The organism is Pantoea sp. PvP021 (genome assembly GCF_054056055.1).
The window spans coordinates 202,734-215,610 of the sequence record NZ_JBSRXX010000003.1; the positions used below are offsets into that span (position 1 = coordinate 202,734).

9 protein-coding genes are annotated in these 12,877 nt (G+C 60.1%); 8 read left to right on the forward strand and 1 reads right to left on the reverse strand.

Annotated features, from left to right (window positions below; all coding sequences use genetic code 11):
* The first annotated feature begins 418 nt into the window (after positions 1–418).
* The 3 genes from ACVKSX_RS12560 (at position 419) to ACVKSX_RS12570 (ending at position 6,339) form a co-directional block, all read left to right on the forward strand.
* Positions 419–2,500: a putative bifunctional diguanylate cyclase/phosphodiesterase gene (locus ACVKSX_RS12560; RefSeq protein WP_354438874.1), complete on the forward strand. Its 2,082-nt coding sequence runs from the start codon at positions 419–421 to the stop codon at positions 2,498–2,500.
* A gap of 153 nt (positions 2,501–2,653) precedes the next feature.
* Positions 2,654–4,810 (forward strand): putative bifunctional diguanylate cyclase/phosphodiesterase, encoded by a 2,157-nt coding sequence (locus ACVKSX_RS12565; protein WP_354438872.1) that lies wholly within the window; start codon positions 2,654–2,656, stop codon positions 4,808–4,810.
* Positions 4,811–4,935: 125 nt separating this feature from the next.
* Complete coding sequence (locus tag ACVKSX_RS12570; RefSeq protein WP_346438594.1) at positions 4,936–6,339, forward strand: aminotransferase-like domain-containing protein; 1,404 nt, start codon at positions 4,936–4,938, stop codon at positions 6,337–6,339.
* Here the strand turns inward: ACVKSX_RS12570 and ACVKSX_RS12575 are convergent.
* Positions 6,336–6,818 (reverse strand): YlaC family protein, encoded by a 483-nt coding sequence (locus ACVKSX_RS12575; RefSeq protein WP_010249002.1) that lies wholly within the window; start codon positions 6,816–6,818, stop codon positions 6,336–6,338. The genes ACVKSX_RS12570 and ACVKSX_RS12575 overlap by 4 nt on opposite strands.
* A gap of 331 nt (positions 6,819–7,149) precedes the next feature.
* On the opposite strand from ACVKSX_RS12575, the gene ACVKSX_RS12580 reads away from it, so the two are divergent.
* The 5 genes from ACVKSX_RS12580 (at position 7,150) to ACVKSX_RS12600 (ending at position 12,785) form a co-directional block, all read left to right on the forward strand.
* Positions 7,150–7,749: a cupin domain-containing protein gene (locus ACVKSX_RS12580; protein ID WP_010671108.1), complete on the forward strand. Its 600-nt coding sequence runs from the start codon at positions 7,150–7,152 to the stop codon at positions 7,747–7,749.
* 133 nt (positions 7,750–7,882) lie between these two features.
* Positions 7,883–8,950 (forward strand): ABC transporter ATP-binding protein, encoded by a 1,068-nt coding sequence (locus ACVKSX_RS12585; protein WP_354438869.1) that lies wholly within the window; start codon positions 7,883–7,885, stop codon positions 8,948–8,950.
* A gap of 15 nt (positions 8,951–8,965) precedes the next feature.
* Entirely contained in the window at positions 8,966–9,967 is a 1,002-nt protein-coding gene (locus ACVKSX_RS12590; RefSeq protein ID WP_022623871.1) for an ABC transporter substrate-binding protein, read from the forward strand.
* Between the two features lie 2 nt (positions 9,968–9,969).
* The gene (locus ACVKSX_RS12595; protein ID WP_031291968.1) at positions 9,970–11,709 is read left to right on the forward strand and encodes an ABC transporter permease; all 1,740 of its coding nucleotides are present in this window, start codon (positions 9,970–9,972) and stop codon (positions 11,707–11,709) included.
* Positions 11,697–12,785, forward strand: a complete 1,089-nt coding sequence (locus tag ACVKSX_RS12600; protein ID WP_187512100.1) for an MBL fold metallo-hydrolase — start codon at positions 11,697–11,699, stop codon at positions 12,783–12,785. The genes ACVKSX_RS12595 and ACVKSX_RS12600 overlap by 13 nt, the downstream gene beginning before the upstream one ends.
* Positions 12,786–12,877 lie beyond the last annotated feature (92 nt).

The window sequence follows — 12,877 nt, forward strand, 5'->3', positions numbered from 1 at the left end:
ACTTAAGAATGCTGATTTATATCAGTTTTACTTACTATAGATCAGTTAAAGCGTTACGCGAAGCCTTGCTATTTATTTTTGATTAATCAAAACGTCACCCCGGCCGATAACCCAGTAACAGCAAGGCGCGAAGACGAGGCGATAAAACAAAATTCTTTGTTTTTTCGGTATCTGGCATGCTTTCTGCTTCGGTGATATGTTCCTGTACCAATCAGACATAATAACGGTTTACCGGCTTGCTCTGGGGGCGGTTAATAAGATGCAGGTTATAAATTGCCAGCGTCGGCGGGCGCGTTTTGCCTGACCTTCAGGACCAGAAAATACCGAAATTTAATCACTTTCACCCATCGGGTGTTTTCAGATCACTTATCAGACTGTACACAGCACCCGTTTCTCCGCGGGTGGTGAGGAGTTACACATGTTGCCTGTCACCTGGGATAGCGTCCTGATCTGCGTTTCGCTGATCGTGGTGTTCATTGCCTCTTTTACAGCCCTGGATACTACCGGACGAGTGGCGGTATCCCGTGGCTGGAGCGCCCGGTTCTGGCTATTGGTGGGCGGCATCGCAATGGGGATTGGCGTCTGGTCAATGCACTTTATCGGGATGCTGGCGATGATGATGCCGATGATGATGCGCTATGACACGCGACTGACGATCCTCTCGCTGCTGGTGGCGATCCTGGCGTCTGTGCTGGCTTTTGGCCAGACGGTGGGTGGCCTGCATCTCACCCGCCAGCGGCTGCTGCGCGGCACGCTGATCCTGGGCGCGGGTGTGGTGGTCATGCACTATCTTGGTATGTATGCCCTGCTGATTGAACCGCAACCGGAGTGGAATGCGCTGCTGGTGGCGCTCTCTGTGCTGATTGCGTTTGCGGCCTCTGGCCTGGCGCTGTGGCTGGCCTTTCATCTGCGCCAGGGCGATCATCATCTGATGCTGATGCGCGGGCTGGCCTCTCTGGTCATGGGCATCGCCATCGCCGGTATGCACTATGTGGGTATGGCGGCAGCAGAGTTCAGCCACAGCAGTATGATGCAGCCGCACGGCGTCAGTAATGCGGGCCTGGCGGTGTGGGTGACGCTGATTACCCTGACTATTCTGGGTATCACTCTGCTGAGTTCGATGCTGGATGCGCAGCTGCGCGCCGCGCGTCTGGCGACCCGCCTCAATCGCGCTAACCAGGAATTGCGTCAGCTGGCGATGCATGACAACCTGACCACGCTGCCCAATCGTGTAATGCTGGAGCAGCAGCTCGATCTCGCCATTAAACAGGCGATGCTTAATGAGCATCGCTTTGCCGTGATCTATATGGATCTCGATGGCTTCAAAGCGGTCAATGACACATGGGGACATCACGTCGGTGACCGGTTGCTGGTGGCGGTGGCGGAACGGCTGTGCAGCCAGCTCAGCAACACGATGCTGCTGGTGCGTCTGGGGGGCGATGAATTTGTGCTGATGGCTGAGTGCGATATCAGCGCAGCCCGCCAGCTGGCGCAAAAACTGGTTAAAGTTATCAGTTCGCCGTTTGAACTTGACCGCTATGTGCTGCACGTTTCACTCAGCGCGGGCATTGCGATCTTTCCGCTGCACGGTCGCAACCGGCAGGAGCTATTGTTTAATGCTGATGCGGCGATGTATCACACCAAACACAGCGGACGAAACGGCTGGTGCCTGTTTGAACCGGCCATGAGCGCCGCGACGCAGCATCAGCTGGAGCTGGCGAACGATCTGTGGGAGGCGATAGAGCGCGAGCAGATGCGGCTGTTCTATCAGCCGAAATTCTGTTCCGGCGGCACCAGGTTAATGGGATTCGAGGCGTTGTTGCGCTGGCAGCATCCGCAGCGCGGTTTACTGACGCCTGAGCTGTTTCTGCCGCGCGCCGAAAAAACCGGTCAGATTATTGCGCTGGGTAACTGGGTGATCGGGGAGGCCTGCCGTCAGCTCAGGATATGGCACAGCCAGGGCCACAGTGACTGGACGGTATCGGTGAATCTCTCCGCGTTGCAGTTTCACCAGCGTGATTTGCTGACTATCCTGACGCAGACCCTGGCGCGTTACCAGCTGCCAGGCAGCGCGCTGATGCTGGAGATCACTGAAGCGATTGCCATGCGCGATCCCGCTTTCAGCCAGCAGCGCATTCGTGAATTGCAGCAGGCGGGTGTCAGCGTCGCGATTGATAACTTCGGCATCGGTTATGCCAACCTGCTGCATCTCAAAGATCTGGATGCCAGTGAACTCAAAATTGATCGCAGCTTTATCAACTGCCTGCGGCCCGGCAGTGAAGATGCGACCGTAGTCAGCGCCATGCTGACCCTGGCGCAGAGCCTCAATCTGCGCATGGTGGCGGAAGGGGTGGAGACTGAAGAGCAGCAGCATTTGCTCACCAGCTTAGGCTTTGATGCGTTGCAGGGGTATCTGCTGGGCAAGCCAACGCCAGCGGACCGGGTTGAGGCGCTGAGTTTTCCCTCACTGCGACAGCCGGTGGCGTCACTGTCCGGCTGATAGCGCTGACAGCAACGATAGATTTCATCACTCAGAATGAGTGGAAGGATGCAGGGTTCGCGGCTCATTAACCGCCGGGCTGTGCCGATAACTAAGAGAATAATTTTAAAACCCTCTGCCCAACCACAAGCTCTGCTTTCGCGGGAATGCACTATGTTAGCGACCTCATACGACTCTTTTATCGTCATCGTCTCCGTTCTTGTCGCGATGCTGGCTTCGTTTACCGCCTTAGATATGGCGGGACGGGTGGTGCATTCAACCGGCAAAGTTGCGCTGGTCTGGCTGTTCGGCGGCGGTTTTTCCATGGGCATCGGCATCTGGGCGATGCACTTTATCGGCATGCTGTCGATGAACATGGAGATGGTCATGAGCTACAACGCCGGGCTCACCGCCTTTTCTGCGGCCATCGCGGTGTGTGCATCGATATTTGCGCTGTGGCTGGTCTGCAGTGGCGATCTGCCTTTGCCGCGCCTGGCGGGCGGCGCGCTGATCCTCGGCAGCGGCGTAGTCGCGATGCACTACACCGGCATGGCGGCGCTGATGTTCTCCCCCGGTATCGTCTGGAAATGGGGCTGGGTGGCGCTGTCGGTGGCGATCGCCCTGGCCGCCTCTGGCACCGCGCTGTGGCTGGCGTTTAACCTGCGGGAAGGACAGACCAGCCGGGTCACCCTGCTGCGCATTGGCGCATCGGTGGTGATGGGCTGTGCTATTGCCGGCATGCACTACACCGGCATGATGGCGGCAGAGTTTCCCGTCCACAGTCATCCGGTCGGGCAGGGCGTCAACAGCAACTGGCTGGCGATTCTGGTCACGGTGGTCACTATTTCGATTCTGGGCATTACCTTGCTGGTGTCGATGCTGGATGCGCGGATGCAGGCGCGTACCTCGATTCTCGCCAGTTCGCTGGCTGAAGCCAATCGCGAGCTGGCACAGCTGGCGCTGCACGACAACCTGACGCGGCTGCCCAACCGCATCCTGCTGGAGGATCGGCTGGAGCAGGCGATCAACAAAGCGAACCGTGAGCAGAGGCAGTTTGCCCTGATGTTTATGGACCTCGATGGGTTTAAGGCGGTCAACGACGCGTTCGGGCACCACATTGGCGACAGTCTGCTGGTCGGCGTGACCGAGCGCATGAGCGAGCAGATGACCGGCTACTTTACGCTGGCGCGGCTCGGCGGTGATGAGTTTGTGCTGCTGGTGGAAATCGACGATCCCAATGATGCGGCGGCCATCGCCGATAAGCTGGTCAAAGCGGTGGATCGTCCGTTTGATATCTCACGCTATGAGCTGGTGGTATCGCTGAGTCTTGGCATCGCGGTCTATCCCGGCGATGGCGTGGATGAGCGCGAACTGATGTTCAACGCCGATGCGGCGATGTACCACACCAAAAATAATGGCCGTAACGGCTACACCTTCTTTCAGCCTTCAATGAACATTCAGGCCCAGAGCCAGCTTCAGCTGAATAACGATCTCTGGCAGGCGCTGGATCATGATGAACTGCGCCTGTTCTATCAGCCAAAATATTGCGCGCCGAGCGGTCCGATTCTCGGTTTTGAGGCGCTGCTGCGCTGGCAGCATCCGCAGCGCGGCCTGCTGTCGCCCGATAAATTTCTGCCAATGGCAGAAAAGACCGGAATGATTGTCAATATCGGCAACTGGGTAATCTATGAAGCCTGTCGCCAGCTGCGCCAGTGGCATCTGCAGGGCCATCCGCACTGGTCGGTGGCGGTGAACCTGTCGGCGTTGCAGTTTGAGCAATCGAATCTGGTGAAGACGGTGGTGGATGCGCTGGAAAAACATCAGATTCCGGCCGAACTGCTGACGCTGGAGGTGACGGAAACCACCGCGATGCGCGATCCCGATGAGAGCGTGCGTATTCTGACTGAGCTGACCCAGCTCGGGGTGAAAGCTTCAATTGATGACTTTGGCACTGGCTACTCCAGCCTGCTCTATCTGAAACGGCTACCGGCCAGTGAACTCAAGATTGACCGGGCCTTTGTGAACGAGCTGCAGCATCACACAGAAGATGCCACCATCGTGTCGGCGATAGTGGCGCTGGCGCAGTCGCTGCAATTGAAAGTGGTGGCCGAAGGCGTTGAAACCGCTGAGCAGCAGGCCTTCCTGACCAGCCTGGGCTGTAATACGCTGCAGGGCTATCTGCTGGGCAAGCCGGTTCCCCCGGAGCGGGTGCCGGAGCTGGCTGATTATGTGGTGGCAGAAATTGAAGAGGCAATTGCGGAAGTGAGTCTTAATGCCGAAGCCGAAGCCGAAGCCGGGCAGCCGCTGACGCCGCAGGTCGCTGTGATCTGACCTGCCTGAAGCCGTGAAGAATCAGCGCAATCGGATAAAGCGATTCGCGCCGCCTGTCATTGGTCGCCGTGCGTGGTAAAGTCTCGCGGTCAGACTATTCACGGTCAAACAAGGAGAGGTCACCCGTGGCGAAATACCAGCGATTGATGGATGAGATTCAGCAGCAGATTGAGGCCGGCATCTGGCTGCCGGGCACCCGTCTGCCGTCATTGCGTCAGCAGGTCGCGCAGCAGGGCGTCAGCCTGATGACGGTGCTGCATGCCTATGAGTTGCTGGAGAGTCAGGGCTGGATCGTCTCCCGTCCACAGTCGGGTTACTACGTTGCACCGCGTGCCTTAGCACCCGCGCCGCTGAGCGTGGCGATCAGTGAACAGGTCGATATCAACGACTTTGTGTTTGATGTGCTGCAGGCCACGCGCGATCCGGCCATCGTGCCGTTTGGCTCCGCCTTTCCCGATCCCGCACTCTTTCCGCAGCGCCAGCTGATGCGCTCGCTGGCTAACGTCTCTCATCATCTGACCCCAACCGATGCGCTGCACAATCTGCCGCCCGGCAACGCCACACTGCGACAGCTGCTGGCGCAGCGCTATGCGCGTCAGGGCATCACCCTGTCGCCGGATGAAATTGTCATCACCAGCGGAGCGCTGGAGGCGCTGAACCTCAGTCTGCAATCTCTGACCGAGCCGGGCGATTATGTGGTGATTGAACAGCCGAGTTTTTATGGCGCGCTGCAGGCGATAGAGCGGCTTAAGCTCAAGGCGCTGGCGATTCCGGTCGATGCCAGAAATGGCATCGACCTCGTCCAGCTGGAGGAAGCACTGCAGCGCTGGCCGGTGAAAGCCTGCTGGCTGATGACCACCCTGCAGAATCCGCTGAGCGTAACCTTAACGCCGGAACGCAAACAGCAGCTGGTCGCACTGCTGGCGCGTTATCAGGTACCGATGATTGAAGATGATGTCTATGCCGAACTCTGGGCGGGTGATGCGCCGCCGCTGCCGGCGAAAGCCTGGGATCGCCAGGGGAACGTGCTGCACTGCGGCTCATTTTCAAAGTCGCTGGTGGCAGGATTCCGCGTCGGCTGGGTCGCGGCGGGACAACATGCGCAGCGTATTCAGCGGCTGCAACTGATGAGCACGCTCTCTACCAGTGCGCCGATGCAGCTGGCGCTGGCCGATTTTCTTGCCACGCGGCGTTACGACACCCATCTGAAGCGGCTGCGACAGATTCTGGCGAAGCGACAGCAGATGGTGCGCCAGGCGTTAATAAAGGTGCTGCCGCCGCAGGCCACGGTCAGCGAAGCGCGCGGCGGCTATTTTCTCTGGGTGACGCTGCCGGAAAGCATCAATACGACCCGGCTCTATCAGCGGGCGCTGGCTCAGGGGATCAGTATTGCACCGGGGCAGCTATTTTCGGCAGGTGAGCAGTTCAGGCACTGCTTCAGGTTAAATACCGCCTGGCCGTGGGATAGTCGGGCCGAGGCGGCAATCGTGAAGCTGGGTCAGCTGATGGCGGAAGGGCAGGCGGATTAAACCCGCGCCGCTTCCTGATGGCCCCAGGTCAGGTAGTAGACATCATAGAAGTCCACTTCCCCTTTTTGCGTCAGCAGACGCTGGATACCGCTCTTCACGCGTTCTGGTGTCTCAGGCAGCGACAGAATGCGTGAGATTGCCTGTTCGCGCACCGGCTGAATGTAATACCACTCGCCGTTGTAGCAAACGCGCAGATCGAGGGCATCGATATCTTCAAAGCGATATTTCGGGTTGATATCCAGCAGCATCAGCACACTCATCACCAGCACAAACACGGTGGCAAACCAGAAGGCGGGCCAGCCGAGCATCTCGGTGGTGAAAATCAGCGCCACGCACAGGCCGTAGCAGAGGTACATTACTGCCCAGAGACCAGGGTGGTTCTTCAGAAACGAGAGGCTGAAACGCGGCAAATTGTCGCGACGTTCTTCGCGGTTAAGCAGGGCGATCTCGTCAATCAGGATTTGTTTAATAGCGTCCATTTGTTACCTCACTGTCATCTGTTAGCTATTACAACAGATAACAGTCAAGCATATCAGAAACAGATCTGTGCTTTTTTTATATAACAGTTTATACGACAGTGACCGGGGCGTCGGGCTGCTGCGCCTCTGTGACTTTCCGCCTGACATTTTGCAACACTTTGCCGCAGTAAGAACCGCTATCCGCCGTCGCGCAGGCACACTCCGACCCTATAGTTAACGACACATTTGGCTTTAGTCAGCAATATCAGTCAATTATCTCAATTGTGTCGTCTGGCGCACATTGCATTGTGCCGCGGGTTTGCCACACTTAGAAAAACATCGGAGAACCTGTATGCGTGCCTCATCCTCCAGTCTGCTATTAATGATGTCCTTTGCCGCTGGCACCTTCTCGGCCGGGGCCTCTGACAATCCTCAGCATCTGATGCTTGCCAGCCCGTCGGGCGGTGTACCCAATAACCCCTTACCTCTGATTATCTGGCCGCGCGTGGTGCCGGAAGAGGAGGAGATCGCCACGTGGTTTGAGAAAACCTTTGAGGAGAACGGCTGGCCACCCGCCTGGCGCTATCCGATCTTCCCATACACCCATTATCATCCCAATACCCATGAACTGCTGGGCGTCGCTGAAGGCTGGGCGGAAGTGCTGTTTGGCGGCGACAGTGGCCGCATGGTGACCCTGCGCGCAGGCGATGCAGTCCTGATTCCGGCGGGTGTCGGCCATCGGCAGGTCAGCGCCAGCGAAGATTTTATGGTGATAGGCGCCTATCCGCACGGGATGTCGCCGGAGACGCTGCGCGATGAGCCCGCGAAGCTGAAAATGGCCCAGGAGCAGGTAAAAAAAGTGCCGTTGCCGACGCAGGATCCCTTTACCGGCAAAGAGGGCGCATTAACCGAGATCTGGCAGCCGATTGCGGCGCTCACCGCCCAGCAGTAAGCCATGGGGCGAGCACGCCCCGATGCCGCTCCGCCAGCCCGGCTTTCGCGTCCCGTAAGCCTGGCTGTCACCGGGCTGTCATCAAACTGTCGTAGCGTTTTGCCCAGCATGTCAACGGCAAAGGCAGAGTAAGATGGCGGCAATATCCTTAACCGGACTGAGCAAAGCGTTCGGCGCGCAGCCGGTACTGGACGCGGTTTCGTTACAGATTAACCAGGGCGAGTTTGTCGCCGTTCTTGGGCCTTCTGGCTGCGGCAAAACCACCCTGCTGCGCCTGCTGGCCGGCTTTGAAACGCTCGACAGCGGTGAAATCCGCATCGGTGAACGTCAGGTTGCCGCAGACGGGCTGCACCTGCCGCCGGAAGCCCGCGAGCTCGGCGTGGTGTTCCAGAACTACGCTTTGTGGCCGCATATGACGGTCGCGGAGAACGTCGGCTACAGCCTGAAGGTGAACGGTGTGGCGCGCGCAGAACGCGAACTGCGCACCACCCAGGCCCTGACGCTGGTCGGGCTGGATCGCTTCGCCGACCGCCGACCCGCCGATCTCTCCGGCGGTCAGCGCCAGCGCGTGGCACTGGCACGCTGCCTGGTGGCACGGCCGACGCTGGTGCTGCTGGATGAGCCGCTGGCTAACCTCGATGTCCATCTGCGCGCCACCATGGAAGAGGAGTTCCGCCGCTTCCATCGCCACAGTGGCGCCACCTTACTCTATATCACCCACGATCAACGCGAAGCGATGGCACTGGCCGACCGCATCGTGGTGCTCGAACACGGCAGAGTGATGCAGTTCGCCAGCCCGCAGACCCTGTGGCGCGAACCGGCTAATGAGATGGTGGCGACCTTTATTGATGAGGGGCGGGTGCTGCCGGTCAGCGACATTGAGCCGCTCGATCCGGGTCAGGCAACCGCCACGCTCTGCGGGCTGCGGGTTTTGCTGCGCTGCTCGCCTCACCAGCGCCCGCTGCCACACGGCAAAGCCAGCTTCCACAGCGTCAGTTTTCACCTCGCCACTGAGGGAGAGCGGCAGTTTACCGCCCGCGTTGAGCGCATCATCTTTCGCGGTGGCTACCATCAGATCAACCTTCGACCGCTTAATCAACCGGATGTCAGCCTGTCGCTGACGCTTAATGATGCTGCATTACTGGCGGTGGATGACACCGTCGGCGTCGCCGTCGATGACGGCTGGATTCTTCCTGCATAAAGGGTTTCAGAAACCATGAAAACGGCTTTTCGTACTCCGCTTCACGCGCTGTTGTTGCTGTCGGGCCTCGCGGCCTCAACCCTGTTGCAGGCGGCCGACGCGCCCGGCGGCAAGCTGGTGGTTTACACGTCGCAGGCACCTGAAATTGCGCAACAGACCATCGATGCGTTTAAGGCCGCGTATCCGGCGGTGGAGGTGGAGTGGACCCGCAACGGCACCACTCAACTGATGAACGTGCTGCGCACGGAGATGATGAGCGGCCAGGTCAAACCCGATGTGCTGCTGGTGGCCGACGCGATCAATCTGGGCGCGCTCAAGAAAGAGGGGCAGCTCTATTCATATCCGGCCGCCCCGGTCAGCCACCTGAAGCCTGCCTATTATGATGCGGATAAAACCTTTTTCGGCACCAAAATTATCGCCACGGTGATCGCCTATAACACCCAGCGTGCGAAGCCGGTCAGTAGCTGGAAAGCGCTGGCAGTAGAAGAAAACAGAGGCCAGATTGCGGTCCCCAGTCCCCTCTATTCCGGTGCGGCGCTCTATAAGCTGCATACAGATATCCATACCCCGTCGATAGGCTGGGCGTTCTATCAGCAACTGGCCGCCATCGGCATTGCGCCACAGGGCGGCAATGGACCGGCGCTGAAAGCGGTTGCCAGCGGCATGGATAAGTATGGCGTGATCACGGATGCCGATATTATCCGCGCCAAAAAGCAGGGATCGCCCATCGATCTGGTCTATCCGCAGGAGGGCGTCTCCTATGTGACCGAGCCGGTGGCGATCATGAAGTCGGCGCATAATCTGCCGGCCGCCAAAGCCTTTGTTGATTTCATGCTGTCGGAAGCAGGACAGCAGCTGGTGGCGAAGCAGGGAAACCGGCCGGTCGATGCCCGCGTGGCGGCACCCGGTGGCTTTGCGCCGATTGAGCAAATCACGCTGCTGACGCCGGATGTGGCAAAAGCGGTGGCCGAGGATGCTCAGGTCCGCGAAACCTTTACTGAACTGTTTGGCGGCTGATCGTGAGCGTGCTGGGCAACGAATGGCGAAGAGGCCAGGCCGCCAGGCATCGCAGATGGCGGGCGGAACCGCTGGTGCTGGGCATACTGGTGTTGGTGATCGGCCTGCTGTCGGTGGCACCTTTTGCCCGGCTGATGGGAACCGCGCTGGCACCGGATGGCATACTGGATAGCGATCGCCTGCTGAGATTGCTGACCAGCCGGCGGGTACTCAGTGCCACGCTGAATACCCTGGCGATCGGCATCAGCGCGACGTTGCTGTCGCTGCTGCTGGGAACGGTGGCCGCCTGGCTGGTGGCGCTCACTGATTTGCGTGCCAAAGCGGCCTGGGTATTCGCCTTTATCCTGCCGCTGATGATCCCGCCGCAGGTGACTGCGCTGGCCTGGATACAGGCGCTGGCACCGGGCAGTCTGCTGGCCACTGCGGTGAATGCGCTGGGCGGGACATGGCTGGCACCCGGTCAGCAACCGCTCTATTCCGCGACCGGCATGGTACTGCTGCTGGGTCTGCACAATGCGCCGCTGGTGTTCCTCACGGTGCGGGCTGGCCTGCGTCGACTCCCCGCCGAACTGGTGGAGGCGGCCCGCATCAGCGGCGCATCACCCCGGCAGATTCTGTTCACGGTGATCCTGCCGCTGGCGCGCCCCGCGATCTTCGCCGGGGCGGCGCTGGCGTTTGTCGCTGCGGTCGGGAATTTCGGTATCCAGGCGATGCTGGGTATTCCGGCGCGGGTGCCGACGCTGATTACGCTGGTTTATCAGCAGCTCAATACCCTCGGCCCCGGTGCGCTGCCCAATACCGCCGTCTACTCGATGCTGATTGCGCTGATCACCCTCGCCGGGATGCTGATTAGCGGCTGGCTGGGCGGACGACGCGATGTCCGGGTCAGCGGATCGCCACGACCCTGGCACCAGCCGCTGCGGCGCGCGCGACTGCCGGGCGAAATCATCGCCTGGCTGTGGATGGTGATCACCTTGCTACTGCCGCTCAGCGCCCTGCTGACCACCGCCTTAACCCGCGGTTTCGGTCAGGCTCTGAACTGGCAAACCCTGACGCTGGAGAATTTTCAGCAGGCGCTGTGGGGCTATCCGGCGATACGGCAGGCGTTCTTTACCAGCCTGTGGCTCACCGGCCTGACGGCGCTGCTGCTCAGCGTCATGGCACTGTTCCTGGCTTTCTTTCTCAGCTGGCATCGGACCCGGCTGGTGCGGGGGCTGGGATTCGCCAGCGAGCTGACCTATGCGCTGCCCGGCATTGTCACCGGCGTCGCAGCGATGCTGTTTTTCCTGCGGCCACTGCCGCTGCTGGGATTTTCTCTTTACGGAACGGTGTGGATTATTCTCGCGGCCTATCTGGCCAATTTCCTGGCGCTGGTGTTAAGGCCGACGCTGGCCGGGTTCGCGCAAATCGAACCGTCACTGGATGAGGCGGCGCGCTTATGCGGCGCGGGTCTGATGCGGCGGATGACTGACATCCTGCTGCCGCTGGCGGCACCTTCTGTGCTGGCCGGTGCGCTGCTGGTGTTCCTCACCGCGCTGAATGAAATACAGGTTTCAGTGCTGCTGGTTACCGCGCAAACCCAGACGCTTGGCCCGACCATTATTTTCCTGGACGAAGGCGGATCGGCGCCGCTGGCGGCGGCGGTCGGATGCCTGATGATTGGGATCGTGCTGGGCTTAATGCTACTGGCCTCACGACTGACGCGCCGTCTGCCGCAGGGAGTCCTGCCATGGCAAGCCTGACGGTGATCAGCGGCGTCGGCGGAAAACTGCCGGCCGCTTTCCTGCTGGAGATAGAGGGATACCGTCTGTTATGGGATTTAGGTGCCGGGCCGGAGCCGGGCGTCCGGCCCGCAATGGACGCCATCGGCCAGGTCGATGCGCTCTGCCTGACCCATTCCCATGTGGATCACGCGGCGGCGCTGGATAGCTGGGCCGACATCGGTTCACCGCCGGTCTATGCCAGTGAGATCACCTGGCAGCAGCTGGGCGAGGCTGGCGTGCCGGCTCAGGCGCGACGCATCCTGCCATTGCGCGGCCAGTGCGCGCTGGGGCCGCTGAATCTCTTTACCGGTCGCAGCGGGCATTCGCCGGGATCGATCTGGTTCCATCTGCCGATTGCGGGTGGCATCACCTATATGGGCGACTGGAGTCGCGAATCGCTGCTGTTGCCGTTTGATTGCCCGCCACGCGCACGGCTGTTGATTACCGATGGTTCCTATGGCGACCGCAATCAGCGACTGGCGCAGCAGATCGACGCGCTGGCCTTGGTGGCACAAGGGGGCGCCGTGGTCACCGCGCCGCTGCACGGGCGCGGCCCTGAGATGGCGCTGCAGCTCAGCGCTCGCGGGCTGCCGGTAGTGATGTGTCCCCAGGTGCGCGAAGAGGTGGCGCAGTTGCTGGCGCTCAACAGCCTGCCCGCCGCGGCGATGCTGGCGCTGGCCCGGTTATTGCGCGTCGCAACACCCGACCACTGGCGACCGGATAAGGTAATTGTCGCGGCGGATGCGGTGGCTGACAGCGGGCTGGCGGCGCAGCTCAGCCATCAGCCCGACTTTCGTCTGATCTTCAGCAGTCACGTTTCCAGCGGCACCCGTGCCTTTGAGATGCTGCAATCCGGCATGGCACGCTGGCTGCCGTGGAATGTGCATCCGCCCCTCGACGATCAGCTGGCGCTGATCAGACAGACGGCGGCCCAGAAAGTGATCCCGGCGTTTGTCGCGCCGCAAGAGTGCCAGCAGCTGATGAGCCAAAGTCCGGCAATGCTCTGCTGGCAGCACCGTTATTCGCTCTCCTCGCGCTGGGAGCGGGTCGCCTGACGCGCCGCCGCCACGGAGTCATTGAACATTTACTCGCCGCTGCCGATAAACCCCTTATAAACACTGATTAATCTTCTTAATGCGCTTGTCAT